21 protein-coding genes are annotated in these 25,743 nt (G+C 54.7%); 15 read left to right on the top strand and 6 right to left on the bottom strand.

The features are described 5' to 3' along the window. Positions 1-541 precede the first annotated feature (541 nt). The 5 genes from VM163_08240 to VM163_08220 all read left to right on the top strand — a co-directional run bounded on the left by VM163_08240 (position 542) and on the right by VM163_08220 (position 4,940). Positions 542-1,852 (top strand): SGNH/GDSL hydrolase family protein, encoded by a 1,311-nt coding sequence (locus VM163_08240; GenBank protein ID HUT03863.1) that lies wholly within the window; start codon positions 542-544, stop codon positions 1,850-1,852. A gap of 145 nt (positions 1,853-1,997) precedes the next feature. Further along, on the top strand, positions 1,998-2,963 hold the full coding sequence (locus VM163_08235; protein ID HUT03862.1) for a hypothetical protein: 966 nt from the start codon (positions 1,998-2,000) through the stop codon (positions 2,961-2,963). 261 nt (positions 2,964-3,224) lie between these two features. Then, a complete protein-coding gene (locus VM163_08230; GenBank protein HUT03861.1) occupies positions 3,225-4,139 on the top strand; it encodes a M23 family metallopeptidase in 915 nt (304 codons plus the stop codon). A gap of 298 nt (positions 4,140-4,437) precedes the next feature. Continuing rightward, positions 4,438-4,698, top strand: a complete 261-nt coding sequence (locus tag VM163_08225; protein HUT03860.1) for a DUF4258 domain-containing protein — start codon at positions 4,438-4,440, stop codon at positions 4,696-4,698. Between the two features lie 11 nt (positions 4,699-4,709). Beyond that, positions 4,710-4,940: a DUF2283 domain-containing protein gene (locus tag VM163_08220; GenBank protein ID HUT03859.1), complete on the top strand. Its 231-nt coding sequence runs from the start codon at positions 4,710-4,712 to the stop codon at positions 4,938-4,940. Between the two features lie 197 nt (positions 4,941-5,137). Here the strand turns inward: VM163_08220 and VM163_08215 are convergent, their stop codons facing one another. Beyond that, positions 5,138-5,347: a 2-oxoisovalerate dehydrogenase gene (locus VM163_08215; GenBank protein HUT03858.1), complete on the bottom strand. Its 210-nt coding sequence runs from the start codon at positions 5,345-5,347 to the stop codon at positions 5,138-5,140. Between the two features lie 254 nt (positions 5,348-5,601). Here VM163_08215 and secA point away from each other — a divergent pair, with 254 nt between their 5' ends. Beyond that, positions 5,602-8,160 (top strand): preprotein translocase subunit SecA, encoded by a 2,559-nt coding sequence (secA, locus tag VM163_08210; protein ID HUT03857.1) that lies wholly within the window; start codon positions 5,602-5,604, stop codon positions 8,158-8,160. Between the two features lie 51 nt (positions 8,161-8,211). Here secA and VM163_08205 read toward each other — a convergent pair whose 3' ends face one another. From VM163_08205 to VM163_08190, 4 genes are all read right to left on the bottom strand, one after another. After that, entirely contained in the window at positions 8,212-8,676 is a 465-nt protein-coding gene (locus VM163_08205) for a hypothetical protein (protein HUT03856.1), read from the bottom strand. Between the two features lie 220 nt (positions 8,677-8,896). Further along, positions 8,897-9,583: a hypothetical protein gene (locus VM163_08200; protein ID HUT03855.1), complete on the bottom strand. Its 687-nt coding sequence runs from the start codon at positions 9,581-9,583 to the stop codon at positions 8,897-8,899. Positions 9,584-9,716: 133 nt separating this feature from the next. Next, positions 9,717-10,535 (bottom strand): hypothetical protein, encoded by an 819-nt coding sequence (locus tag VM163_08195; GenBank protein HUT03854.1) that lies wholly within the window; start codon positions 10,533-10,535, stop codon positions 9,717-9,719. Positions 10,536-10,832: 297 nt separating this feature from the next. Then, complete coding sequence (locus VM163_08190; GenBank protein HUT03853.1) at positions 10,833-11,411, bottom strand: hydrolase; 579 nt, start codon at positions 11,409-11,411, stop codon at positions 10,833-10,835. Positions 11,412-11,768: 357 nt separating this feature from the next. Between VM163_08190 and VM163_08185 the strand changes: the two genes are divergently transcribed. From VM163_08185 to VM163_08150, 8 genes are all read left to right on the top strand, one after another. Further along, positions 11,769-12,389: a prepilin-type N-terminal cleavage/methylation domain-containing protein gene (locus VM163_08185; GenBank protein ID HUT03852.1), complete on the top strand. Its 621-nt coding sequence runs from the start codon at positions 11,769-11,771 to the stop codon at positions 12,387-12,389. A gap of 181 nt (positions 12,390-12,570) precedes the next feature. Then, positions 12,571-14,343, top strand: coding sequence for an ATPase, T2SS/T4P/T4SS family (locus VM163_08180; GenBank protein HUT03851.1), 1,773 nt, complete (start codon positions 12,571-12,573; stop codon positions 14,341-14,343). Positions 14,344-14,363: 20 nt separating this feature from the next. Then, positions 14,364-15,578 carry a type II secretion system F family protein gene (locus VM163_08175; GenBank protein HUT03850.1) on the top strand — a complete coding sequence of 405 codons (1,215 nt, stop codon included), beginning with the start codon at positions 14,364-14,366 and terminating at the stop codon, positions 15,576-15,578. Positions 15,579-15,643: 65 nt separating this feature from the next. Beyond that, on the top strand, positions 15,644-16,396 hold the full coding sequence (locus VM163_08170; protein HUT03849.1) for a prepilin-type N-terminal cleavage/methylation domain-containing protein: 753 nt from the start codon (positions 15,644-15,646) through the stop codon (positions 16,394-16,396). 61 nt (positions 16,397-16,457) lie between these two features. Then, the gene (gene pilM, locus VM163_08165; GenBank protein ID HUT03848.1) at positions 16,458-18,239 is read left to right on the top strand and encodes a pilus assembly protein PilM; all 1,782 of its coding nucleotides are present in this window, start codon (positions 16,458-16,460) and stop codon (positions 18,237-18,239) included. Between the two features lie 32 nt (positions 18,240-18,271). Next, on the top strand, positions 18,272-18,916 hold the full coding sequence (gene pilO / locus VM163_08160) for a type 4a pilus biogenesis protein PilO (GenBank protein HUT03847.1): 645 nt from the start codon (positions 18,272-18,274) through the stop codon (positions 18,914-18,916). A 71-nt stretch (positions 18,917-18,987) separates the two neighbouring features. Further along, the gene (locus tag VM163_08155; GenBank protein ID HUT03846.1) at positions 18,988-19,899 is read left to right on the top strand and encodes a PEGA domain-containing protein; all 912 of its coding nucleotides are present in this window, start codon (positions 18,988-18,990) and stop codon (positions 19,897-19,899) included. 122 nt (positions 19,900-20,021) lie between these two features. Then, positions 20,022-21,545 (top strand): hypothetical protein, encoded by a 1,524-nt coding sequence (locus VM163_08150; protein HUT03845.1) that lies wholly within the window; start codon positions 20,022-20,024, stop codon positions 21,543-21,545. A gap of 301 nt (positions 21,546-21,846) precedes the next feature. Here the strand turns inward: VM163_08150 and VM163_08145 are convergent, their stop codons facing one another. Then, complete coding sequence (locus tag VM163_08145) at positions 21,847-24,054, bottom strand: right-handed parallel beta-helix repeat-containing protein (GenBank protein ID HUT03844.1); 2,208 nt, start codon at positions 24,052-24,054, stop codon at positions 21,847-21,849. 214 nt (positions 24,055-24,268) lie between these two features. Between VM163_08145 and VM163_08140 the strand changes: the two genes are divergently transcribed. Continuing rightward, positions 24,269-25,726: a hypothetical protein gene (locus VM163_08140; GenBank protein ID HUT03843.1), complete on the top strand. Its 1,458-nt coding sequence runs from the start codon at positions 24,269-24,271 to the stop codon at positions 25,724-25,726. Positions 25,727-25,743 lie beyond the last annotated feature (17 nt).

The raw sequence follows: 25,743 nt of genomic DNA, 5'->3' as shown, positions 1-25,743 counted from the left end.
CAATCATCATCCTACTTGACGAGGCGAGCCGTTTCAACTGATTGGGCGCCGAGCTCTTGGGAGCGCTCTTTCAGGCAGGAGTTTTCGCATTTTTGGGGAGAGGAGTGTTGGGTTGCAGGCCGCAAGGCGGTGATTTGGGTGTGCGAGAACTGGAATCGGCGAGCTGGACGCCGCCAGCCCCAACGGGGCTGAATGTGAGTAGCCCCACGTGCAACGTGGGGTTACGGGCGTGCCCAAATCCGTCTTGGCGACCCCAACGGGGTCGAACAAATGGACAGAGCAACGACATCGTTCGACCCCGTTGAGGTCGCCTTTCAGGAGGTTTGGGGCCACCTGTCCGTAGGCTGGGCCTGCGGCCGGCGCCTACGGCTACTCAACTTAATCCCCTTGCGGGGATGCGGGAAGAACGCCGTCAGTTGGGCAGGCCCGGGCACGATTACGAGAACTCCTCCTTTCAGGCGCTTGACTTGAGAATTGGAGCTGAATAGCCTGTTGTCATGGCAGTCTCACTCAATTCATTGTTTGCGAGGCAGGTGAAGCGATGAGCAAGTATCTTGGCCCTATGAGGCGCACAGCGGTCAATCTGTTGCTGGCAATGGCGGCCCTCGTTGTGGCGCTGTCGCTTGCAGAGGGAGTTCTGCATATTGTATCGGGTCCGACTGTTCCGCCGACGGGAACGCAGTTTTATCAATATAATCCCCAGGTGGGATGGAGCAAGATTCCTGGCAAAGAGGGTTGGTTTGTTTGCCCTGAATACACGGTTTACAAGAAGATCAACTCTAAGGGGCTAAGGGGGCCGGAATGTCCGTATGAGAAGCCTGAGAACGAATACCGAATCCTCTGCCTCGGGGACTCGTTCTCCGAGGGCTATGCGGTTGAGCTTAAGGACCTTTTCACAAACCTGCTTCAGGATGCTCTGAACGGAAGAAACGATGGCCGGAAGTATCGCGTGATCAACGGCGGTACCGCGGCCTACAGCACAGACCAGGAGCTTTTGTTTTACGAGACCGAGGGCCACAAGTATCATCCGGACCTCGTGGTGCTTCTTTTCTGCTTGAACGATGTTTGGTTCAACACGCGAGATCAATACCCTCCGAAGCCGAAGCCGCTATTCAAGCTCGAGGACGAGAAGCTGGTGCTTACGAACTCGCCTGTTCCACGGGCGGACGTGTTTCCAGAAGAGACTGGCCCGCAAATGCCTCGCCAGCAGCTTTCGGTCGCGTCGGTCAAGGAATGGCTCAATGAGCACTCTCGTATCTATTCCTTCGTGAGGTCGCGGATCAAAGGCAGTTCGTGGCTCAACAGGGCCGCGGTCTGGCTCGGGCTCTCCCACGGCTTGGGAAAGTCCAGCGGGCCGGCGGCGAGCGGCCTGCTCGTCCTGGACGAGAGCGCCCCGGCCGCGCCTCTGCCAGACGTTTACAAGGTGTGGTATAAGAGCCCACCGTCAGAGATTCAATACGCCTGGCAAGTAACCGAACTTATCCTGGCGAGGCTCAGAAGATCGGTCGAGGCGAACGGGGGCCGACTGCTGGTTTTCTATATCCCTGACAAGGGGAGCGTGGAAGAAGACGGGATTGAGGGGACCAAGCGCAATTATGGTCTTACGGATGAGCTCTTTGACCTCGACGAGCCAGGCAAGAGGGTGAAATCCATCTGTGAGAAACTCTCTATCCCCTGCATGAAGCCGACTGACGTGTTTCGGAGCGAGGCACGGCGCCTCGCCGCGAAGGGCCAGTGCTTGCACTTCAGGTTCGATATGCACTGGAACGCGAATGGGAACGCCCTTGCAGCTAAGCTGCTTCTTCAGCGCATTGAGGCGGAGTTTCTGCCTCAGGGCAAGAATGCGCTTTGAAGTAGTTCTGGCTTTTGCTCCGTATTCATCTCTTGGCGGGAGCCGAGCTTGACAAATGTGCGGGGCTGATTAAAACTCTATGGATGATGAACCATAGATGATCGTCATGTTTGAGCATTGATCGTTTTCTTTGGAGGGTGAGGCAATGAGTAGGCTTAGGTTATTGGCAGTTCTCTTCGCGATTGTCCTGCTGTCGTCGGCGCAGGCTCTGTTTGCAGAACACGTTGACCTCGCGATAGACACGAATCAGGAGGTCTATCACGCTGGGGATACTTTTGAAGTCTATGTGTCGCTGGAGAATTTGGGCGATGGCTTCAATGCGCAGCTTTATGTGGCCATCGACTACGGTGGTGTTCTATTGTTTTTGCCTGGTCTGAGCACGGATGCGGCGCCTCTTATATCAGCTTACTGCCCTGCGGGAGCCAGCTTGTCCGATGTGATGGTGTTCTCGGTCTCGCTTTCGGAGGGCGTCCCGGAGGCAGACTACATTCTGAAGGCGGCCGTGCTCTCGGGGGATACCTATACTGTTGAGAGCCAGATCGCCCAGTGCAGCTTCTCGTTTGAGTCGGGAGGCGTGGAGATAGTAAGCCGAAACGACTATCTTCCTTTGGCGGAAGGTTACAGTTGGACCTATTTCGCCGAGGGCAGTGGAGAGAGTGGCCAGGGCACCGCTGTCGTTGAGGATGCGCAGGCGGATGGGGACATCTATGAGTTCCACGTTTTTCAGGAGGGCGACACTGACGTCGAGCTGATTTTCTTGGACGACGGTGGCGACATCTACGTCCGCGACGTGATTATCGATGGCGATTCGAGCTGCTCAGATGACCAGCTGATTCTACCTGCTGACCTTGACGAGGGCGACCATTGGACAGTTCAGTTTACTGCCGAAGGCTTGCCGATCACGGCGACGGTTACCGTGGAGGGTCAGGAGGACGTAAGCGTTCTGGCAGGTGATTTTGAGGATTGTTGGCGCCTTCAAGTTGGGACGTTGTTTGATATTGTCACGGGAGACCTTTGGTTTGCCAAGGACGTTGGGCTTGTCAAGGGGAGTTTTTCTGCATCCTTTTATGGCCTCGGGACTTTGGAGCTACTGGACTACGAGCTCGATTAGGACTGACGTCCGCCTCATGCATCGAGCGGACGGCCTCCCGCGTTTGGTCAAGATTTCGCCTATTCTTGTGCAAAAGAGTAAACGATAGCTAGAAATGGCACGAGGCCTTGACTTAAGTTGGCCGATTCGCCATATTCAACAACTTGAGTTCTGCTGGCTTTGCTCTGTGTAGGCTGTTTATGCAGAAGGAGGGTGCTTGTTGTCCGTGATAAATAGGGTGGGATGCCTTGATGTTTTATTTGTGTGTGGAGTCGCAGGATAGTGCGTAGCCGCTTTTACACGGTGATGATAATTCCGGACGCCAGGTCCCATGTCCGGACTGTTCTTCTCAGGCGTGGGTGGATACTACTGGTTCTGGCTTGTCTGTTGGCAGCCATAGCGGGCGTTGGGCTGCTTGTCAGGGCGCAGCTGATTGCGAGGGAGCGGATCGCGCAGGTTGAGGCGCAGGTCGCTCGACTCAGGTCAGAAGGTGTATCTACCCGGCAGATGGCGCAGCTTTTGGGCGATGTGGACCGGATGAAGATGCGGGTCTCGAGGGTTGACACTAAGGCTGCCCAGATCGAGACGATGATCGGTCTGGACGGCGAGCTGGCTGTTGGTGGGCCTGACAGCGGTCGGCATTCGGACGCTTTCTCGCGCTACTACAATGGTAAACAGAAGGAGCTTTTGGGGGAGATCTCGGACGAGCTGGGCATGCTCGAGGCGAACCTGGACCGTCAGAGCGCACGGGCGGACCTGCTCATGTCATACCTTAATGAGCACAAGAAACTCCTAGCCTCGATTCCATCGATAACGCCGATTGATGGCGGATGGCTGTCGTCTGGCTATGGGTACAGGCGGGACCCATTCACTCATCGAAAGGCATTCCATCATGGCGTCGATATCGCTTGCCCGGTAGGCACGCCTGTTTGCATTACTGCTGATGGCGTAGTCGCGAGAGTGAGGTGGTATTCGGACTGGGGCTATGCTGTTGAGGTCGATCATGGGAACGGCTTCTCAACGTGGTATGCCCACTGCTCTAAGCTAACTCGGGAGCGCGGCGACCGGCTCGAGCGGGGCGATGTCATCGCGCAGGTTGGCTCCACGGGCAGAAGCACGGGGCCTCACCTGCACTACGAGGTCCGGATCAACGGCAAAGCGCAAAACCCCATCTACTACATGCTCGACAGGAGATAGCCGCCCGCCCCGTCCACGAAACACACGAAGACACACCAAGGAGAGAGCTCCGTGTGTCTGTGGTTCACTCCCTGCTAGATATAAAAGACATTCTGGGCGCCATGCCCGCTTTTGGGGTTCACGACATAACGCCCGAAATAATAGGGTGTGGGAATAGGACCAAGCCACATACATAGCCACGTTGCTCGGGCCTTTTCGGTATAGACCTGGCGCATTGGACAATCTGGCTCTTTCTGCTATGTTTGCAGGCAGAACAGGCGTCTTCTTCGGTGTGGGATAGAGCAACCATTGGATGGTCATGGTTGAGAAAAGAACTGTCTTGTCCGATCATGCTTTAAGGCAGATAGAGGAGAGAGGTATAAGCAAGAACGAGGTGCTAGAGGCTATTGATAAGGGCGAAAGAGTCCCTGCAAAAAAAGGACGACTGTCGTTCAGGCTCAACTTCGACTTCAACAGGCGTTGGGGCGGGAAATACTATGCGGTCAAGCAAGTGGTTCCCATTGTTGTTGAGGAGAAGGAGAGATTAGTCGTGGTTACGGTTTATGCTTTCTATTTCTAGGAGGGGCGCTGATGAGAGTAAGTTATGATCCTAAGGTCGATGCAGTTTACCTCCGGTTCGTGGAGGGCAAGCAGGAGGTTACGACGCTGCGCCTGAGTGAGGACGTTGCGATCGACTGCGACTCTAAGGGTGGAATCGTGGGGATTGAGATACTTTCCGCGCATGAATACCTGAGATTCGCGGGGGACCAGCCGCTAATGCAGTTCGAGAACCTCGCGGTCGAACGAGTCGGCGTGTCTTGAAAGGCGCCTGGCGGACAGCCTCTGGAGGGTTGGGACGACAGGGCTGGCCCCTTGACTCACCTGGCCCAAAGTCGCTCGATAAGTTCCGCCTTGTCGATCTCGATACGGGCTGCAATATCTGTCAGTATCTGTTGGGCCGATAGCCAACCTTGCCAGGAGTCTCGCCAACTCCTGCCCGCTAACTCCCCTGGGGAGCCTCACGGGGTCAGGACCTCCCTGCGAATCACATGTAACCGGATGACGGTTGGCATCTCGTCGTCATCGAAATGACAGCGGACTGCCTCCGCGACCCTCTCTTTCAGCTTTTCCAGGTTGTCCGCCTCCGTGAAGATCGAATGGCCGAGAGCCCACGCCTCATAGCCGCCCTCCGGTGACTCTTTTACTTGGGAGATGCTCTCCTTTGGCATTTGCTGTTTCTCCTCGAGAATCGGCAGAGACTGAGCGTCAGCTGAACACTATATGCAGTAGTGCGTATCATGGGAGCCTGCAAGTTCAAGCGCCGTCAGGCTGAAAAGGCCATCCTACAGTCCAAGCATGGGAACCGCTCGACTGATGCGTTTTGCAGTGATTATGGCGATTGGTCTTTTGAGGGGACATAGTATAATAGCGCAGTTACTATCAGTGGCGTTCCCCTGTGGGGGATTAGTGAGGTGGTTTTGGGATGTTTAGCGCCATTTTAAGCAAAGTTTTCGGGACTCGGAACGAGCGGGTCCTGAAGCGGATGTCCCAGGCTTTGGACGAGATCAATTCTCTGGAGGAGGGTATCTCGCAGCTTTTGGACAGTGAGCTGATGGCGAAGACGGATGCGTTTCGTGGCCGGCTGGGTGATGGCGAGACGCTCGATGACATCTTGCCGGAGGCTTTCGCCGTCGTCAGGGAGGCGGCGAAGCGGACGGTGAGTATGCGCCATTTTGACATGCAGATGATCGGCGGGATTGTGCTTCATCAGGGCAAGATAGCGGAGATGGCGACCGGGGAGGGCAAGACGCTCGTGGCGACGCTCGCAGCGTATCTGAACGCACTTACTGACAGGGGCGTGCATATCGTTACGGTGAATGACTACCTTGCGAGAAGGGACGCGGTCTGGATGGGCCCGGTTTATGAGTCGCTAGGGCTTTCGGTCGCTGCGCTTCAGAACGATATGGAGTATAAGGATCGTTTGGCCGCCTACCAATCCGACATTATTTACGGGACGAACAGCGAGTTTGGGTTCGACTATCTGCGGGACAACATGCGGCACGACGTGAGTGAGTTTGTCCAGCGAGGCCACAACTTCGCGATCGTGGATGAGGTGGACAGCATCCTGATAGACGAGGCGCGAACGCCGCTCATTATCTCTGGGCCATCAGAGGAATCGACCACAGGATACTACGAGGCGGACCGGGTCGTTCGTCGTCTGCACAAGGACCGGGACTTCGAGGTTGACGAGAAGGCTCGGAGTATAACGCTGACGGAGGCAGGGATAAAGTCGATAGAGACGCAGCTTGGGATCGATAACCTGTATGCGCCGGAGAAGATGGATTTTCTTTCGTATATCAACCAGGCGCTTAAGTCACGGTTTTTATTCAAGCGAGACGTTGACTACGTGGTGAAGGATGGAAAGGTCATCATAGTTGACGAGTTCACGGGCCGGATCATGCCTGGCCGGCGGTATTCGGACGGTCTTCATCAGGCATTGGAGGCGAAGGAGGGCGTTCGCGTTGAGAGCGAGAACCAGACTCTGGCGAGCGTCACGATCCAGAACTATTTCCGGATGTATGAAAAGCTTTCTGGGATGACGGGGACCGCCGACACTGAGGCGTCGGAGTTTTACAAGATATACAAGCTCGAGGTTGTGGTGATTCCTACGAATAGGCCTCTGGTCAGGGACAGTCAGCCGGACGCGATTTATTTGACGGAGGGGGAGAAGTTCGAGGCGGTCGTGGAGTCGATAGAGGGGCTTCATGAGAACGGTCGGCCTGTTCTTGTTGGGACGACTTCGGTGGACAAATCGGAGCGGTTGAGCCGGATGTTGAAGAAGCGGGGGATCAAGCACTCGGTGCTGAACGCGAAGCACCACGAGAAGGAGGCTGAGATTGTTGCCGAAGCAGGCCAAAAGGGGGCGGTAATGATAGCGACGAACATGGCGGGCCGGGGCACGGACATCGTGTTGGGCGAGGGAGTGGCTGAGTTTGGCGGGCTTCACGTGCTCGGGACTGAGCGGCACGAGGCACGGCGCATCGACAATCAGCTGCGTGGTCGAGCTGGTCGTCAGGGGGACCCGGGCTCCTCGAAGTTCTTTCTGTCGCTTGAGGACGATCTCCTCAGGATATTCGGCGCAGACCGCATCAAGTCGCTGTTGCTGCGGCTGAAGGTTGAGCCCGGCGAGCGGCTGGAGCATCCGTTGCTGACGAGGGCGATTGAGACAGCTCAGAAGCGGGTCGAGGCGCAGAACTTTGAGATAAGAAAGCATCTTCTGGAGTATGACGATGTCATGAACCGTCAACGTGAGATCGTATATGATCTGCGGCGGCGAATCCTTCTTGGCAAGGCCGAGGAGGAGTTCATGGATTTTGCCGAAGAGTCAGTTGATGACATTTTGGCCAAGCACGCTGACCGCAAGAAGGACCCAGAGGAGTGGGATGTTCGGGCGCTGGTTGGTGCGATGCGTGGCTCTTTAGGGATAGACCTGACGGGGGAGCTCGACCCGGCGAAGTACGATTATGAGGATTTCAGGGAGATTCTGATCAAAACCGTCAGGAATGGCTTTAGACAGAAGGAGAAGGAGATCGGAAGGGAGGAGCTGGGGGTCTTGTGTCGGCTCATCATGCTCAGGGTGATCGACCGGGACTTCAAGAACCATCTTCTTGGGATCGACCACATTCGCGAGGGGATTGGGCTTCGCGGCTACGCACAGGTTGATCCGTTGGTCGAGTACAAGCGGGAGAGTTTCGATCTATTTGAGCGGTTGATGTCGGGCATCGCCCGGAGCTCGGTGTTTTACGTTATGACGCTTCAGATGGCTCCTGAGACAGGAAGGCGGCCGTCCCGCAGGCCCGCCCGTCGTCCAGTCCAGACCTCAGATGTCAGTCCAAAGGGGCAGGAAGGCGCCTCAAAGAAACAGCTGGTAAGAATGCAGAAGCAACACGGCAAGATTGGCCGCAACGACCCCTGTCCCTGCGGCAGCGGCAAGAAATACAAGAAGTGCTGCGGCCGAGACGGAGAGCCTCCGGCCGCGTAACTGCTTCTGCTGGTTGCCGGAAATCGTCGGCTCGCACGTGCCGAGCTCGCCTCATGAAGCTCGTTTTTCAGCTGGCTCTGGCAGGCTGTTCACCGCGTTGCAGCTCTTGTAGATGACGATTATCCCGAGAATATAGGTCGGGATGGTGAGAAAATACGAATAAGGCCCCAATAGACACCCGACTCCGGGTATTGGCTTCAAGGTCGCGACGGTTCTGTAGAGCCACCTCGTCGAGATGAGGATCGAGAACGCGAGGTAGAGTTTTTCAGGGAGCTTCGAGGCGCTGAACTCGTTGCGGTCCAGAAATCGGTCGTAGTCCTTGGCGAATCCCCATATTGCCTGAAACAGCCAGTACATATTGAAGAACGGTATCAATAGGAATCCAGCAGCCTTTCCGGCGGTTGTCCGGGCGTGCCCATCCTGAATGGCCTTCCAGACCCTGTAAACAAAGACCACGAAAACCACCAACGCGAAGAGAGGCGACACCGGAGATAGCGGACAGATACACCCACACATAGGGGTGTTCTCGCTCTACGAATCGAGGCCACAGCACGGAAGTTACGAGAGAAAGCGCAACGCTCAGCGCATAAGCCCAGACGAAGAAGCCCTTTGAGATTCGCTTCCGGTTCATGCCGTTGTCTCCGTTGTTGAATGCGCTAAGAGGCCAAAATGCGAATTATCATGCATCAGACGCGAAGATCTGGACGGGTGAGACAAGCTAGAAGCAATGGCGAATTCATGCTGGACGACGAACAATGAAATCCCGGATGCCGCTGATCATAATGCCAACTTGTTTGTCGTCATACTCGTGGTATTTCCCATGGGCGGCGAGGTTGCGCAACTTGAGCCAGCTGTCCACCTGCGAATGGCCGAGTTTCTCATAAGCACCTTTGCCCTTCAGCTCATCATTCATTCTACTCGCCTTTTTTGGCTGCATCTTTCCCTTTTTGTCTGGGGCTACGGTTTCTATGCCATTCTTCTGACAAAGTTTCCTGAGGTGTTCTTCAAGGACTCCGCCGGCGATGACTGCCGCAGGATCTTTCCAGGTCTCCTCGAGAAGATATTCAGCTTGCTCCAGAAAGTCAGAGAAGAGATCTCCATGAATGAGCTCGTGAATCTCCGCCAAGTAGCCCTTTTCATAATCGGCACGTAACGCCCTCAGAGTTCCGATTGCTTCTGACAGGAAATAGCGATTCCCCTCGGGGAAATGCCTAATAGCCATCTCAGCGTTCCTTCTATGGACGCTCCCAGGGGGGGCAAATCGCTCAATCGTTGCCACGACTAGAGTGACAAACTCTGCTCTCGGCTGCATATCAAGGTCCGGATAGTCGTCGCGCAGGGAGGAACCGGCTCTGCTTACCTCCTCAAGAGCAAAGTCTATCTGCTTCAGAGCCTCATCGATGATTTTCTGATCAACACCCATAGCCTGTGTCCTCCTTCTTGCCAGGATTATCTTATCACCTCAGAAAGGTATCATACTCCCTTGCGAACGTCCTCATCCTAGGATACTCGTCCTGTTCAGCCTCCCAGACACAGCTCTCGTTACAGCGATTGCCTCATGGTTCATGTAGCTTCACAATATCCTCATCCTGGACCAGCAATTCGTCTTGGGACGTTTCGCAGATCTCAAAGAAGCTCTCGCCTGACTCTGAGATCATTGTTACTAATGAATTGTGGTAGTCGGCCAACCACCTGTATTTCTCTAGGATTGCGGGGTTTTGCGCGAACTTCCTCAGGTTGCTTTCGACAAGCTTACGATGGCGGACTATAGGCTCAATCCCCGCTCTGAAAGGGATTCCAAGGGAGGGGCCGGACTGTGCCGTTTCATTCAGATGCCCACGCAGATAATCCACGAATAGTACACCGTCATCCCACATCCTTGCGTAGTTCTCAATCGCTCCGTGGAACCACTCACTTCTGTCGAGCTCGTCAAATGCGCCTTGGTCAATGATCACCCGGGGATATTCGGCCACTTCCGATTCAAGTTTACACGCCCGGATGAGCGCTGGCCCGAAAACGATCTTACCCTCGGCGAATATGTCTCCGACAGTTATCGCTCCTCTGATGACCAGCCCTTCCAAGAGAAGATTGCACTGAATGTGTTTCAACGCATGGAGTTCAAAGTAAAAATCTTCAGTCAGGCTGTGCTTGCTTCTGTCGTCTATGTTTCTTACTGTTCTGACTATCGAGTCGGAGAAATAAACAAATGTCGATTCCCACATTCCCGGGATGCCGGCATCGAGCTTGGCTTCATGAGATACTTGGCTGAAGAATCCCAGGATCCGCTTGATGTCATCACACGTCCGGGTCCTCACAAGCTCTTTGAATCCGAGAATATCTATGAAGGTTACGACAGCTTTCGTGTATTCGGCCATTGCTCCGGTTCCTTGGTCAAATGCTAAACTACTCCACGGTTTTCGTCTTGAGATATTTATATTGGGCCAGTGCCCACAGCTCTTCGCATTATACCCCTTCAGGGCATTCGAGCTGCAACCGTTTTCGTCCTTCCGCGCTTGTCTTCGAGGCGGATGGCAGGCTGGGAGGCGCGCTGTTTGGTGGGAGGTCCGGCTGGGTCGGCGAAGTTTGCGTTCAGGGGTGCGCCATCAGCTGTCAGTCCTTGCTCAGGGCAGAAGAGCAGAGAGCGAGAATGCTCAGACGTCAGTCGCGGGCGCCTACTTCATAATCTCGCTAAGGAATCGTTTGAAGAGCGGGTGCTTACATGAACCGAGGACCTCAAACATGAACGCCTCGAGCGTGGATACGGTCGCCCCCGCATTCCGCATCCTCTCAAGGCCTGTATCGTGGTCAAGTTCTGACCTAGAGCCAACGCAATCTGCGAGAACGTGGACGCAGTATGATGCGGCGAGCAAGTCACAGACAGTTTGCTGGACACAGATGTGAGTCTCGATGCCAGAAATGACCACGCAACGCCGGCCGGAGCCGCTTAGGTGCTGTGAGATACGCTCGTCCTTCATGCACGAAAAGGTGGTCTTATGGAAGGTCGAGACGTGGCCGGTCAAAAGGTCTGCGATCGGCGCCACGGTGGGGCCGAGCCCGGCCGGGTATTGCTCAGTAGCAGTGATCGGAAGCGACAGCAGGCTACAGAACTTGAGTAGCCTGGAGACCTTTTGCAGGATGCTCTCATGTCCTAGTATGTGTGGGAGGAGTTTTTCCTGATGGTCTATGATCATAACCAGAATCTGGTCTTGGCTGGGTTGAGGTTTAGTATTGAATGAGTTTTGGTTGTTCATTTTTTGCTCCTTTATTGGTTGTCATGGTTGCAAAGGGCAGATTGTGCTGGCCATTATTTTGTATATATACTCATGTTTGCGGGTCAAGTGCCAGTATTGAGTGTAGTAGTGGGGAGAGCATACTACATATTGGGATTGTTGTGGGGCTTGCCATTTGTCGCTACATTTGGCATGTTTACACGGGCATTTAGGAATGTGAAAAGGGGGTTGACTCCTATTGAGTATGTGTTGTAGGGTTCTTATACACTGGGATAGTGATAAATGAGAAATCAATTTTCAATTGGTATCATCACTCCTGAGAGTCATACCAAGCATGGCCGCGGAGTGATGGAAAAATTTGGAAGTGAGGGAGGTGAGATGATGAACAAGAAGGGATTTACCCTTATCGAGGTCGTTGTGGTTGTCGCCATTATCGCCTTGCTAGCTGGTATCCTGACCCCGTTGATCTTTAAGTATATCGACGAGGCAAACCAGACCAGAGCGCTTGGTGACTGCCGCAACATTTCAACCGCGCTTTTGCTGTTCCACAAGGATACGGGAACTTGGCCGTATTTCTCGCAGTATCAGACGGAGGCGGATATCGATTACCTTTATGGGAATATGGGCGACATGCCGCGTTTCGAGGGGGACGCTCAGTCCTCTTGGGGCAATACGTCCGATGACATGTATTTCCATTTGGTAACCAACGGTAATCCGGATCAGAATACCTATATTTATAGGTATAAGAGAGCGGCGACCGAGGGTGGCTTTATGTCTCACGGTTGGAATGGACCTTATTTGCCCTACGTGACCGACGATCCTTGGGCTTACAAGTATGTCGTGTCAGTTGGGGCGTTCGATTACGGGCCGTCTAGCCAGCAGAAAACAGGCACGCGCAGCAACGTTTGGTGTTTGAGCGCTGGCCCGGACTTTGCGGTCCAAACGCCGATTTGGGCAACGGAGACACATTTTGACGACATTGGTTACCGCACCATGTAAGGTGTGAGAGTCAGATATTGTTGAATTGACAAGCCGGCGCCTCTGGGCTGTGGTGCTTGGTCGCGGTAGAGGCGCCGGGCGCAATAATAGTTTGTTTATTAGGGATATTGCTGGTGTGGTGTAGGCGGGTAGTTTTGCCGCAAGTATAAGAGTTTGACCTTGAGATAGAGGTATTCGAGAGATGGCGCTGTTAGGGGAGAAGCTAAGAGAGATTGGTCTAATAGATGACCAGCAGCTTGAGTTGGCTCTGAGTGAACAGAAGCGAACAGGGGAGCTGCTTGGTCAGATATTATTCGACCTTGGGTTCATTTCGGAGGACGACCTTGTCAACGCGCTTTCTGGCGAGGGAGGTCGCTCCGAGATCGATCTAAGCGCGGCAGATATCGGAGAGGACGTGCTCAAACTGGTGCCGACCGATTTCTGCAAAGCGCATAGCATATTGCCTCTTTCGAAAGATGATTTCACACTGACCGTTGCGATGGTGAACGCGTATGACGTGAACATTATTGACGGGTTGGAGCGTCGGACCGGCTTGCAGATTCGTCCTGTGGCGGTAACGGAGCAAGATTTGGAGAAGGCGCTCGATAAGTTCTACGGCAGCGATGAGGACGTAGAGGATATTATTGATGAAGGCATGAAAATGGCCGAAGATACGATGAGGCGGCGTGGCGAGGCTGGCCTTGGAGAGATCGAAGAGGCCGCTTCGCAGGCACCGATCATCAAGTTAGTAGATAGGATTATAGTCCAGGCCGTTCATGAGCGCTGCACTGATATTCATTTTGAGCCTGACGAGAAGCTGATGCGTGTTCGGTATAGGATTGACGGGATTTTGCACCAGAGAAAGACTATACCGTTGGACTTAAGGGAGTCTATCATTTCGAGAATCAAGATCATGGCGGACTTGAATATTGCCGAGCGTCGTATTCCTCAGGACGGCAAGATCGGGTTCTCGGTGGGGAAGCGGAAGATCGACATCCGGGTGAGCGTATTTCCCACGGTAACCGGTGAGAACGCGGTTTTGAGGCTGCTTGACCGGGCAACGCTGCAGCTTGATTTAGTGAAGCTGGGGTTTCCTGAACACGAGCGGAACGAGTTCGAGGCGCTGCTAGATATGCCTTATGGGATTATCCTCGTTACAGGCCCCACGGGAAGTGGGAAAACTACAACCCTTTATTCGGCCATTTCCCACGTGAATACGCTTGAGAGGAAGGTTGTTACGCTTGAGGACCCGGTCGAATACCAGCTTCCGATAATCCAGCAGTCGGAGATCAACCCCAAAGCAGGCTTCACGTTTGGCTTGGGCTTGCGTTCAATGCTTCGGCAGGACCCTGACGTTATTCTGGTCGGAGAGATCAGAGACGATGAGACAGCGGAGCTTGCCGTGCGTGCGGCTCTTACAGGCCACTTGGTGCTGTCCACGTTGCACACGAACGATGCGGCTGGCGCTTTGCCGAGGCTGACGGATATGGGGATCGAGCCGTTTCTTGTTTCGTCGTCAATTCTCGGGATCATGGCCCAGCGCTTGGTGCGGCTGATATGTCCCAACTGCAAGGAGGCGTATGAGCCTAGTGAGCAGGATTTGAGGCTGCTTTCGCTTCACAAGGAGGCCGTAGAGGGGACACTCGGGCTGGACGCGCTTGAATCGATCGTTCAGGACAAGGAGGCCATCCAGCGGAAGGATCAGGTGTTGACGCTTTATCGAGGCAAGGGCTGCAGCTACTGTAACCACACAGGATACAAGGGCCGGATAGCCATATTTGAGATGATCGTTATGAACAAGAAAATGCAGGCTATGGCGGAGCAGCGTGCGTCGATCGAGGACATCAGGCGAGCAGCGAGGAAGTTCGGGATGCACTCGATGTTTACGGATGGGATGAACAAGGTTCTGAATGGAATAACGACCATTGATGAGGTTCGTAGAGTTACTCTGCTTTCGGCAGAGGTAGAGTTCTAAAAAGACTGAGCGAGGAAGGTTTGCCCGTATTTTCGTATAAGGCGAGAGATGCTTCGGGCCGCGAGACAGAAGGCGTCCTGGAGGCAGAGAACTCAGGGGTTCTAGTAGAGCGGCTAGGTGAGCTTGGCTACGTAGTTACGAAAGTATCGAAGGGACATGGCAAAGATGCCAAGAAGCGCAAGGCCCAAAAAGTTAAGGTTAAGGCGCGAGACCTGATCACGTTCACTATCCACCTTGGGACGGTTATCTCGGCTGGGGTGCCTCTTCTCACGGGTTTGCAGGACTTAACGCGTGAGACCGAGAAGCCGGGTTTCAAGCGGATCATTCACGATATAACAAGCCAGGTAGAGAACGGCGCTATGCTGGCAGATGCGATGTCAGTCCATCCCACAGTGTTCAACCAGCTTTACGTCAGCATGGTGCGCGCGGGCGAGGCGACGGGTCGTATTGACGAGGTTCTTGAGAGGCTTGTGCCATATCTGGAGTGGCAGGAGGAGCTGAAAGGGCAGATTCGCGAGGCACTGGCCTATCCTGTGGTTATCTTGTTCGTTGTCACTGCCGTGGTCGTGTTTCTGTTGGTTTTTCCGATACCGCGGTTCGCGAAGATTTTCAGTAAGTTTGATGTGGAGCTGCCGCTTCCGACGCGGATCGTTATCGGCATAAGCGGTTTTATGGTTCACTACGGGTTTTATCTTATTATTGCGCTGATAGGGCTATTCATAGCTTTCCGTATAGTGATCAAGAGGAGCAAAAGCGGCCGTAGAATCTGGGATGCGTTCAAGCTGAAGCTGCCGCTGTTTGGGACGCTAATAAGAAAAGTTGCGCTCTCCAGGTTTTCCCATACAATGTCGTCGTTGTATCGTGCAGGTGTTGAGATTACGGAGTGTCTAAGGATCGTCGAGCAAGTCATCGGCAATGTGATTTTGGGCCGGGTCATAAGAGAGGCACACGACAGAATTCGCGCCGGTGGGTCCATGCCCGAGGCGCTTGCGGAGAGCGGGGAGTTCCCTTCGCTGGTTTTGCGGATGCTGGCGATTGGTGACGAGACTGGGGAGCTCGACATGACTTTGGAGAAGGTGAGCGATTACTACGACAAGGAGGTTCCCTACACAATCAGGCGGATTTTCGCGATAGCCGAGCCGCTGATGATCGTGTCAATGGGTTTGATCGTGGGGACGGTTGCGCTGTCGGTGTTCTTGCCTCTTTATGGAATGATCGCATTCATCAAGAAATAGAACGGATAACAATATATGTCTTTCGGTTGTCGGGCACCGGTTAGTGCGAGATGAGGTGTTAACCGATGATGGGATGTAAGGTTATGCTGCGAGATTTTAGCGGAAAAGGTTTCACACTGATCGAGATGGTCGTTGTGATAGCGATCATAGCGCTCTTGGCTGGCGTCATAACGCCACTGGTTTTCAACGTTTTGGACGATGCGAACGAGTCGACCACGCGAGAGGAGATGGCGCACATTCGGGAAGCGGCCGTGAATTATTACCGGGATGTGAACCAGTGGCCTCCGACGCGGGTGTCTGACGGGAGTAATGTCTATTCTGGCTTGAAGATGCTTGCGGCGACTAAGACGAGCTATGGTTACTTGCTGCCATGCGACAGCAGCGGGCAGTCGTATTTGTATGCTGTTCCGGTGCCGAGCTACGACGCATCGACCGGGATGGGCTGGAACGGGCCGTATGCGACTACTGAGTCAGAGACAGATGGTGGTCTTTACGCAGACAGTTGGAGCAACGAGTACGCGTATATGTCCTACTCGGGCTACTATGTGGTTTATATTGATCCTGATTCGGACAGTCCGATGCAGGGCGAGGCGGGTGGGGGATATATAAGCGTTCCCATCCAGCCGGCAAGGGTTTTCATAGCAAGTAAGGGACGGGATCAGCGGCATACCGATGTTGTTCCGAGCAGCACGCCGAAGATGAAGAGCGATAGCGAGCTATATCCTGAGAACGGCGACGACATAGTGCTGTTGATAGCTGGCACAGATTACGGGAAGAGTTGGTGGTACCCGATTGCCGCAACTGAGGCATATAAGTAGTATAGACTGGCTTTGATTGATTGATGCCCGTGATTTAGGGCAATAACCGAGGTCATAGGATATGGCAAAGACTGTTATCGGCATCGATATTGATTCCAGCTCGGTCAAGGTAGTAGAGATCGAGCCAGGGAAGGAGCCCTTGGTCAGGGCCTTTGGTGTCTCGAACTTGGAGTTCAAGGAGAAGCCGTCTCCGGACGAGGTTGTGAGAGCTCAGACCGAGGCGCTTTCGGAGGCGATTGCTAGCCTGCCACCGAGAAAGAAGTTCGAGAGCGTTGTGAGCCTTGTCAGGGGTCGGGACGTCCGGACTCGGATCCTGTCGTTTCCACCGATGCCTCGGAAAGAGGTAGCGGGTGTAGTTGAGCGCGAGGTTCGGAAGGATGCGGCGGTTCCGATAGAGGACCTCATCTTTGACTATTCGCTGTTGCGGATGGTTCGTGAGCGGGGTCAGGACAAGCAGCAGGTGATGATCGTCTCCGCCAACCGGGACTTGGTGTATGAGAACATCAACGTCCTGCGCACTTTTGGGATACTCCCAGCGGCTATCGCAGCGCCTTCGTGCGGTCTATACGCATCTTTGTCTCGCTCGGGGGTCTGGTCGAGTGGCGAGGCGGTCGCGCTGATCGACATCGGTGGAGACATAAGCACAATGTTCATCTTTGGGAATGAGACGCTCTACTTCCAAAGGGAGATTTTCACCGGTTACGATGACATGAAGACCGCCTTCGAGGAGGGCGAGGACGAAGCGGAAATGGATTTCGGGCCCGGTGTTGCCGGTGGGCCGAGCTCAATCGAAGAGATTCCTGCCTTGCAGCGAGTTGCGACGGAGTTGAAGCGTTCTTTCTTGTATTACAAGCAGCAGTTCAGGGGCAATATCGTAAAGAAGCTCTACGTTTCGGGCGAGGGGGTTCGGCTTCCGCGAATTGACGAGTTCTTGGCGGAGGGGCTCGAGGACGTCGAGATCAAGTTCTTCAACCCGTTGGAGGGTCTCAATCTGGAGGGCTTGGGTTCTCAGTCCACGGAGCTAGAGACTCTTGCGCCTCGGTTTGCAAGTTGTTTAGGTCTTGCGCTGGAGCCGCCCAAGCTGGTCAGGATCAACCTGCTCCCGTCCGAGATAAAGGCCCAGGCCTTTGTGGCGGTCAAGCGGTTCGTCTATACGGGTTTGGTTGTTGTTGTGCTTGCCATAATTGGCCTGTTTTACCTGTTTCTCCGTGACGATCTGGGGAAAGCGAGGAAGAATTACGAGGTAGAGAAGGGGAACTACGAGGAGCTCAAACCTGCCTTGGATGAGCTCCAAGGCGTCAACGGGCAGATTGCGCGGTTCCAGAGTTACTCTGGCCTTCTGGCCAAGCTCACCGAGAACGAGCCGCTTTGGCCTGACATATATGAGAACTTGGCGACGCTTGTCTCGGCCAACATGTATGTGGAGACCGTGAAGATCAACCGCGTTGGAGAGAGAGGCACGGGGCGCCGAGGTCGTCGGGGCCGGGGTGCGGGGCCGGGCGTCGAGAGCAGCGCCAAATGGGAAGCTCTGATTATTGGCTATGCCTACGACGATTCACAGGTAGCGCTTCAGGAGAGGATCGCGAGATTCGTTGATAGGCTTACGGAGTCTCCGTTTTTCGAGGAGGCGTATTTGCAGCCAAGCAGGGAGACCGTGGAGCGGGTCAAGGCCGAGCCGCTCTTAGCATCCACCAAGGGGGCGGCAAAGGGCGAGAAGCTCTTTACCGAAGCGCTTACGACCATTTACTCTGATGTTGTGCCTGGCACGTATAAGCAGAAATTCGAGATACGCTGCGAGCTTGAGGGGCAGCAGTTCTGGGACAAGGTCAGAACGAAGGGATAGGATTTACTTTAGTCATAGTGGGGTAGTATGATATGGTACTAGGGCGGTTCGGCGAGCTTCCAGCGGGCGCGAGGATCGGTATCGTTGCCGGCGTGGCGGTTGTTTTTCTTGTGATAGTTTACTTTGGTTTATTCAATCCCATCATTCAGGAAACGAAGGAGCTCCGCGTCAAGACGGGGCGAGAGCAGGTGAGGATCGAAAAGGCAAAGGAACTCATCTCGCACCTGACGGAAAAGAAACTGCTCCTGGCAAGGATGAAGGAAGAGGCAAAAGTCTTGATGCTCAAGGTACCCGTTGATTACAACCTTCCGGCACTTCTGGAGCAGTTTGCCTCAACCGCCCAGCGAGCTAGTATCAATCAGCTTCCGATCGAGCAGATGGACAGTTACCAGCACACTTTGCCGGGGAGCGATCTCCCGTTCTATGTCATTCCTATCAGGATGAACAACGTTGACTGTAGGTTCAAGGACTTGGTGAAGTTTCTCGAGGGCTTAGGCTATCTGGACAGGCTCGTGAATATCAAGTGGATTGACGCTCGCCGGCTGACTGCGGAGGAGAAAGGCGGGGAGTATGAGATTCCTGGGCTGCGCGTGGACATGCAGATGGAGACGTATCAGCTCAAGGGCGCAGCGGCTGAGTCGGCTTCGTCAGGGGGCGTAGGGAATGCTGGGTTCTAATATCGGGGCTCGTGAGGGCAACTATTTGAGGTCCTTAAATATGGCGCCCTTTAATCTGGGAGGAATAGGGTTTGCTCAGGAATAAGTGGTTTATGGGTGTGGTCATCGCTTTGGCCGTTCTTGTTCTCGCATGGCAGTTGATTCCGTTTATCGTGGAGAGGGTATCGCGGCACAAGGGCCCCAGTGAGACCAATATAGCTAAGACCGCTGTCCAAACGGCTCCTGAGTTGGATGTTGAGGTGCCCACGCGGGACGTTGGGCTTGAAGTGTCTGGCCAGGCGGCCGCCTCGGCGGTATCGGCAGTAGCTCGACCAGGCGAGGCTGAGGCCAAATGGATGGGGGAGTTTGCGGCCGCGAGCAGGGATACTTCCAGGTCGCCATTTCAGCGTAAATATGAGGGACTGGGCAAGATATTCATAAGGTCACGCCCCGGCGGTGCAGAGATTTATATCAATAATACATTGATGCCAAAGCAGACCGACTGGCTGGTTCCCGTGAGTTTTCCGGCTGGCAAGTATCTGGTGGAGCTGAGGAAGGAGGGCTATAACCCTTACGTTACGGACCTTGTGGTCCCGGAAGGGTTCAGCGATTTTGAAGAGATCACAACCATAAATGCCGCTCTGCGCAAGAAGCCTGAGGCGAGCGCGCAGCAAGTCCAGAGAAACCTCTTATATGTTCGCGGCGAGCCGCCGGTTCGAGTGGCTATGATAATGCATAGCGGCAAGCAGTCGTGGGCAGTAATCCAACGATTGCCGCTATCTGAGGGCATCAAATGGGTAGTCACAGAGGGGGAGGACATCCAGTTCTCAACACCGACTGGCGGCCCAAGAGGCGCAGAAGAAGTGTCTCAGAGGATCAGGATCATCAGGATACTTCCTGAGGTCGTAACCATCCGCAATCTGTTGATCAACCTTGATTACGACTTCCCGATCGGAGGCACATGGGGTTCGGAAACCAAGCAGGAGGCCGCGGCGAAGTCGTAAACGTGGTTGTGGGATATGCGTTCAAGATGGGAGTGCTTGGTCGGGAATGTTTTGACGGGCGTCGCATTTTGGGTAGTATATGGGTAACGGGAATGAGGAATTCGTTTAGGGCGGAATAGAAGATGATGTTTGTCATACGGGAGGCTGATGTGAAGAACGGATGGGTAATGGGGGCGACCTCAATCGCTATTCTTTCTCTTGTTTTGATGCTTGTGTCGCTTTCGGGGTGTGCGATGATGCGTGCCCCTGCGGTGGGACCTGCCACGAGCGAGGCAGAGGCTGTAGTTGAGGAGCCAACGGTTGCTACTGAGAGCACCGAGTCAGATGAACCAGAGCTTGAGGATATGACCGTCTTGGAGACCCTTAATCTAGCGGACGTCTCCGAGGCGCTCTCGCTGGCGGAGGCTCCCGAGTCGCCGGTTCCGTCTGTGCTTCAGCAGCGGTTCGACATAAAGGTTCAGGACGCACAGCTGCAGGATGTTGTCCAGACTTTGGTCAAGGGCAAGGGCCTGAACGTTATCATCCCACAGCGGCTCCAGGGCACGATTACATTGGACGTCTCAAGCGTTACGCTCGAGGAGATATTTGACATTGTTCTTAGGTCTTTTGGCTATTCGTGGCGCATAGACAACAAGTTCCTTATCATCACACCTGGCGAGCCGATCAAGGTTTTCAGGATCAAGCAGGCACCCATTCTGGACATCAAGTCCCAGGTCGAGGATATATTGGCTGGACGTGGCCTGGTTCTTACTGACATGCCTTCACGGACGCTGACGCTCATAAACTGTGATCCAACGGTAGCGAACTATGTTGAGGAGTATATACGGGCTGTCGATGTGAAGCCTCCGCAAGTTGAGATAGAGGTCGAGCTGTTTGAGGTGCAGCTGGACAGCGACCACGAGATGGGGATCGACTGGACCTTCAAAGATGTTGATTTATCTGGCTGGTCCAACCTGCGTGGCACAGCGATGACGTTTCTCACAGGCTATCTAGGGGGGCAGGTCATCGCCGCTGGCCTCAGCAACGATCATGTGGAGATGCTTTTGATGGCCTTGTCTCAGCAGGGCGATGTCGAGATGATATCCTCACCAAAGCTTGTCGCGATGGACCGGAGGACGTCTAAGTTCGACATATACACCAACATACCATACACAGAATACGTGAAGGTTACGGACGTGAACCCGCTCGGCATCGCCTACACAGAGTATAGGCCAACAGTGGCGTGGCGCGAGGTCGGAACACGACTGGAGATCACGCCGCAGATATCCTCCGATGGCTACGTGGCCATGTCGGTTAAGCCTCGCATCGAGACTGTGATTGGGACTGTTGGAGGGCAACCGCAGACCAACCGAAGAGAGGGCGATCTTTACGCGAGGGCTAGGGATGGCCGGACGATCGTGATCGGCGGGCTGATGTTCAACAACACTCAGGAGCTAACCTACAAGATCCCAGTGATCGGGGACATACCATACATAGGTCGGCTGTTCAGAATGACCAAGCGCTCTACTAGAAAGACCGAGATGGTCATTTTCTTGACGCCTCATATCCTGAACGACACAAACATCGCAGATTTCGCCGAGGCGGAAAGAGCAACCTGCAACAGCACAGCGGGCAGGCCCATCCACTATCCGATGGTTCCGAAGTAACCGGGGGCTTCAAGCGCAGCAGGTCGTGTAGGGGCCCGGTGCTTGCCCAGCCCTTCTTATGATGCCTGCCAAACAGCTTTGGGTAAATCCGGTTGCGTCAATAGGATCGGGCGATTTTGTGAATCGCTCTGGTCTAATCCGATCGGGCACCTTAAGGGCGGTTCGTGGAGGCTGTCCAATAAGTCGGGTCTGAGGTTGTGTAGGGGCGGGGCTTGTCTCCACCCATCTATCTATTCGGGCAGACACAAGGCCTGCCCCTACAAAGTGATAGTCCAGGTCTGAAACACCAATCCCGCGTTCCTCAGTCGAGCATCTCAAAGCCAACCAGGCTCATCTCGCTCATCTGTGTCATGCTACCTGGGATGAAAAGCGCGGCCGCGGCCAGATACGTTCCCACCGGACATCCTTGCGGAACCTGAAACGCAAGAACGCTCGCCGGCCCGAAGAGATAATCGCCCGGCATCTCAAAGCCCGCGACCCATGGGAACAGGCCGGGACCAAAAGCCGTATCACCGACGCAGAATATCTGCCCTGTCGGGCTTACGATAGCGATGTAAGCGTCGGCGGTGGTGCTCTCATCCGACGGATTGGCGATACGAATGGAAAGGTCAAACGTGTCCCCAACGCGGTATTGCGAGGCGTTGAGGTAGCATTTGATGTCCGCGATGCTCGTAAGATAGTGATAGCCCATGTCAACTTCGTCCGCGTCAAACCCGTCGTCCGTTCGGGTGGTGCGGAACGAAAGCCCGCCAGAGGCGTTCTCGATGAAGCCGAATCCTGCGTTAATACAGGGGCTATCCTCCTTCTGTTTTGCGGCCTCAGCGCTTAGGTAGTAGTCGCCTCGTGCATCCGAGGCGCTGGCGAAGCGTGGGTTCTGATCGATGTTGTTGGTTCCTGGCCCGGAGTATCCGCCGAATACGCAGGAGTATGAGGCCTGGACCTCGCTCTCACCGAGCGTTGCGATCCCGTCCTCCCCGCCCCACACAATGCAGCTTAGAAGTGAGAGTTCTGAGTAGCTATCGCAAAAGATGCTTGTTGCGCTTGAGGCGGCCGTGTTGTCCCAGACGGTAACGTTGGTCAACGTGGGGCTGCAATACTCGTTGGAATAGATACCGGCGCCGGGGACTTGGGAGTCGTTTCTCGCGACCAAGCAGTTGTTGAGGTTAGGGTCGCAGCAATACTCGCAATAGAGACCCGCTCCGCCAAGCGGTGCATCTCCGGCCACCACGTTATCCATTATTCTGCAATGGAGCAAATTCGGGGAAGAGTAGTTCTGGCAGAATACTGCAGCGCCACCGGACGAGGCGCTGTTCTTGGTGAAATTGCAGGATGTTATGTTGCCGCCGGTGTTATCGCTGAACGCCACCCCGGCGCCCCATGCGGCATCGTTTCCAGCTATGTTGGTCTCGTCAATTGTCGCCTCGGAATCTTGACCGCAGAAAACGCCACCGCCCTGGCCTCTTGCCGAGTTGGCCGTTACGTCCGAGTCCAGAAGTTGAAGGGTAGAGCCAACGCAGCATATCGCACCGCCGTCCTGGCCCGAGGTGTTCAGAGAGAGCTCGCAGTCGGTAATGTTGCACCTACCGTCCCGCTCACACAAGATAGCCCCGCCGCTTCCGGTCGCCACATTTGACCAAAGCGTGCAAGACTCAAGCGTTATCTGGCAATGGTGGAGGCAATTGATGGCGGCTCCGCTGTCGGCGCTGTTTCTGGAGATGCTCGACGCCTCAACGTGGGCGGTGGAGAAGTCCTCCAGTATCATCCCGCCAGTATTCTCGGTGAACGAGCAGTTATTGACCTTAACATCAGACCACCTAAAGGCGTAGATAGCGGCGCCGGTGTTTCGGTCGAACGTGGTGTTTATGACCGTAGGCGAGCAGTAGTATTCGCAGCAGATGCCCGCACCGCCGGCGGTCGCTGTGTTGAGCACGAACTGGCAGTCCTCGATCAGCGGAGAGCAATCGCCGTAGAGGTAAACACCTGCTCCTGCGCCGTGCTTATCGACCACGGTGGCGCTGTTGCTGTATATCTTGCAGCTTCGGACCGTAATATCCGAATTGATGGCGCAGATGCCGCCTCCGCACGCGTCCGGCCAATCACCGGTCGCTGCGCCCTGCGTCAGTGCTATCCGCTCGATCGTAACTGACTGGGCATTCTGCACAAAGATGACGTGCGGAGCGCTCAGTCCAGCGTCGAGCACCGTTGACTCGGGGCCCATCCCGACCATCGTAACGTAGCTCCTAACCTCGAGCGGGAACGTCTCGCCGTTCGCTGACGATGAGTAGTTGCCGGAGGCTATCGAAAGCCTCGCAGGCCGGCTCGGGTCCGCCCCACCTATGTTGGCGAGAGAGTGGGAGATAGTCTTCCACGGAGCGCTGCGCGAGCCGTCGTTTGTGTCATCGCCGATCGTGCTGTTGACGTAATAGGTCGTGCTGGCAGATGCCAGTCCCGTTGAGAGAACTGCGAACGCAAGGACCACTGCCCAACAAAACGCAAGAATCCTTCTCATCTCTGTCTCCTCATTGCACTGTCAGGACAAGGATCGCAATATAGCCGGGCCGACGACGGTCCATCGCGGCAATGTTTGAATAACTCCTGGCCGCCGAGGCGCCGGTGCACATACGGCTTCTTGTCATGAGCTCTGGTTTCGCATAACATCCAAACCCGATGTACCCTCAGTAATTCATCAATACTTATTTCGTAGATTCCGTGGAGGAACTTAAATGAACGCCAGAAAAGCACCCTATTTTGCGGCAACCTGTCTAGTTTTCTTGGGCCTTGTTCTCACCGCTGCGGCCGGCTTCTGCGCCGAGTGGTCCACACCCTTTGTGATTGACCAGCGAGATGGCGACTATTACGCATCTGTCCTTATCGACAGGGATAACGGCCTACATGTCGCCTACCTGTATGCCCCGGAATTCGGGTCTTCTGTGATTGCCTACGCGTCAAACGTCTCGGGAAGCTGGACGACTGAGACGGTTGATGAGCTGCAGATGCTCTCCGGCACGCGTCCGGACATCGCCGTAAACAGCGACCGGGAGCCGGTCATCGCCTATTCGACTTATGCTGTTGAGCCACCCCAATTAGCAGTCTTCAATGGCTGGTTCTGGGATATTTCTGACTGCCCGGCTCTTGAAATGCAGCACGGCGCTCCGCTGATCTTCATCGATGGGGACGACAACGTGCATGTCGCTTTCAGCTACGCCAACGCGTCGATCCAATATCTCTGGAGAACAGGCAGCTATTGGCAAAGCAGCGTTTTCCAGGCCGATGCTGACGAGGTCACCGGAATCGTAGTCGATTCCTCCTATGTGCCGCACATTGCATACCTCGACCGGGACGGAGAGCTGATGTGCGCCTCGTTTGTCGATGACGAGTGGCACTCGGAGCTGGTTGCGTCTCCCGCCTATGGCGTGATTGGGCTCTGGGACTCCCTTACCATAGACGATCAGGACAGCATGCGCCTCGCTTATTTGGACGGGCCGCCGCCGCTCTCTTCAAAGTTATTCTATGGGACCAAGAGCGGGCAGAGTTGGGACATAGAGCCTGTCGAGGACGGCGGGATATGGGCACAGATCGGCACTGGCAGGTCATACACGGCTCAGATAGCCCATGTCCAGTCCTATACGCAGGAGGACAAGACCAGATATGCCTTCAGGGACGGTCTGGGCTGGCATTCGGAGAACATCCCGATCGCAAGGTATGGGCAGTGGTCGCTTGCCTCAAGAATGACGGCCATGGCCGCCGATTCTGAGTATGTGTATATCGTGTATTCTGGCGAGGACACAACGGATGACGGCTCGAACGCGCTGCTTTATCTCCGGGGCAAGCAGGGCAAGTCAGTGGCCGACGTCTCAGCAGAGCTTGTGCTGAATGACGACTCTTTCAAAATGCACGGGACGATCGTCGTCTCCGCCCATGTTATCACTGGCGAGCAGGAAGTCTCGGTTGAGGCAAAGGTCTGGGTTAGGTGCCCGAACGGCGAGAATTTGTCGGTTCTGGACCCCTGCTCAATCTTCACGATCGGGCCCGAAGCCGACGCGGTTGTCTCTGTCTATGAATACACGTTCGCCGGGACCGAGGGGCCTGGCGAATACGAGATATTCGCGCGGCTCATCGATCCCATCACGGGCGAGGAGCTCTCGTTGGATTCTGCGCCATTTCACTTCTCGGCGTTTTGACAGTGGCCGCATACGGT

This window comes from bacterium, from assembly GCA_035527515.1.
In the GTDB taxonomy this organism is placed as follows: domain Bacteria; phylum B130-G9; class B130-G9; order B130-G9; family B130-G9; genus B130-G9.
The sequence above is the reverse complement of the archived record's forward strand: the minus strand, read 5'-3'. Positions and strand labels throughout refer to the sequence as shown.

Excerpts from the sequence above, each read along its gene's own strand:
- VM163_08220 (HUT03859.1), top strand. The coding sequence starts at position 4,710 with ATGAGAGTAAGTTATGATCCTAAGGTCGATGCAGTTTACCTCCGGTTC.
- VM163_08190 (HUT03853.1), bottom strand. The coding sequence starts at position 11,411 with ATGAACAACCAAAACTCATTCAATACTAAACCTCAACCCAGCCAAGAC.
- VM163_08200 (HUT03855.1), bottom strand. The coding sequence starts at position 9,583 with ATGGGTGTTGATCAGAAAATCATCGATGAGGCTCTGAAGCAGATAGAC.
- VM163_08215 (HUT03858.1), bottom strand. The coding sequence starts at position 5,347 with ATGCCAAAGGAGAGCATCTCCCAAGTAAAAGAGTCACCGGAGGGCGGC.
- VM163_08205 (HUT03856.1), bottom strand. The coding sequence starts at position 8,676 with ATGTGTGGGTGTATCTGTCCGCTATCTCCGGTGTCGCCTCTCTTCGCG.
- VM163_08145 (HUT03844.1), bottom strand. The coding sequence starts at position 24,054 with ATGAGAAGGATTCTTGCGTTTTGTTGGGCAGTGGTCCTTGCGTTCGCA.
- VM163_08195 (HUT03854.1), bottom strand. The coding sequence starts at position 10,535 with ATGGCCGAATACACGAAAGCTGTCGTAACCTTCATAGATATTCTCGGA.
- VM163_08150 (HUT03845.1), top strand. The coding sequence starts at position 20,022 with ATGATGTTTGTCATACGGGAGGCTGATGTGAAGAACGGATGGGTAATG.
- VM163_08170 (HUT03849.1), top strand. The coding sequence starts at position 15,644 with ATGATGGGATGTAAGGTTATGCTGCGAGATTTTAGCGGAAAAGGTTTC.
- VM163_08235 (HUT03862.1), top strand. The coding sequence starts at position 1,998 with ATGAGTAGGCTTAGGTTATTGGCAGTTCTCTTCGCGATTGTCCTGCTG.
- VM163_08240 (HUT03863.1), top strand. The coding sequence starts at position 542 with ATGAGCAAGTATCTTGGCCCTATGAGGCGCACAGCGGTCAATCTGTTG.
- VM163_08185 (HUT03852.1), top strand. The coding sequence starts at position 11,769 with ATGATGAACAAGAAGGGATTTACCCTTATCGAGGTCGTTGTGGTTGTC.
- VM163_08140 (HUT03843.1), top strand. The coding sequence starts at position 24,269 with ATGAACGCCAGAAAAGCACCCTATTTTGCGGCAACCTGTCTAGTTTTC.
- secA (HUT03857.1), top strand. The coding sequence starts at position 5,602 with ATGTTTAGCGCCATTTTAAGCAAAGTTTTCGGGACTCGGAACGAGCGG.
- pilM (HUT03848.1), top strand. The coding sequence starts at position 16,458 with ATGGCAAAGACTGTTATCGGCATCGATATTGATTCCAGCTCGGTCAAG.
- VM163_08180 (HUT03851.1), top strand. The coding sequence starts at position 12,571 with ATGGCGCTGTTAGGGGAGAAGCTAAGAGAGATTGGTCTAATAGATGAC.
- pilO (HUT03847.1), top strand. The coding sequence starts at position 18,272 with ATGGTACTAGGGCGGTTCGGCGAGCTTCCAGCGGGCGCGAGGATCGGT.
- VM163_08225 (HUT03860.1), top strand. The coding sequence starts at position 4,438 with ATGGTTGAGAAAAGAACTGTCTTGTCCGATCATGCTTTAAGGCAGATA.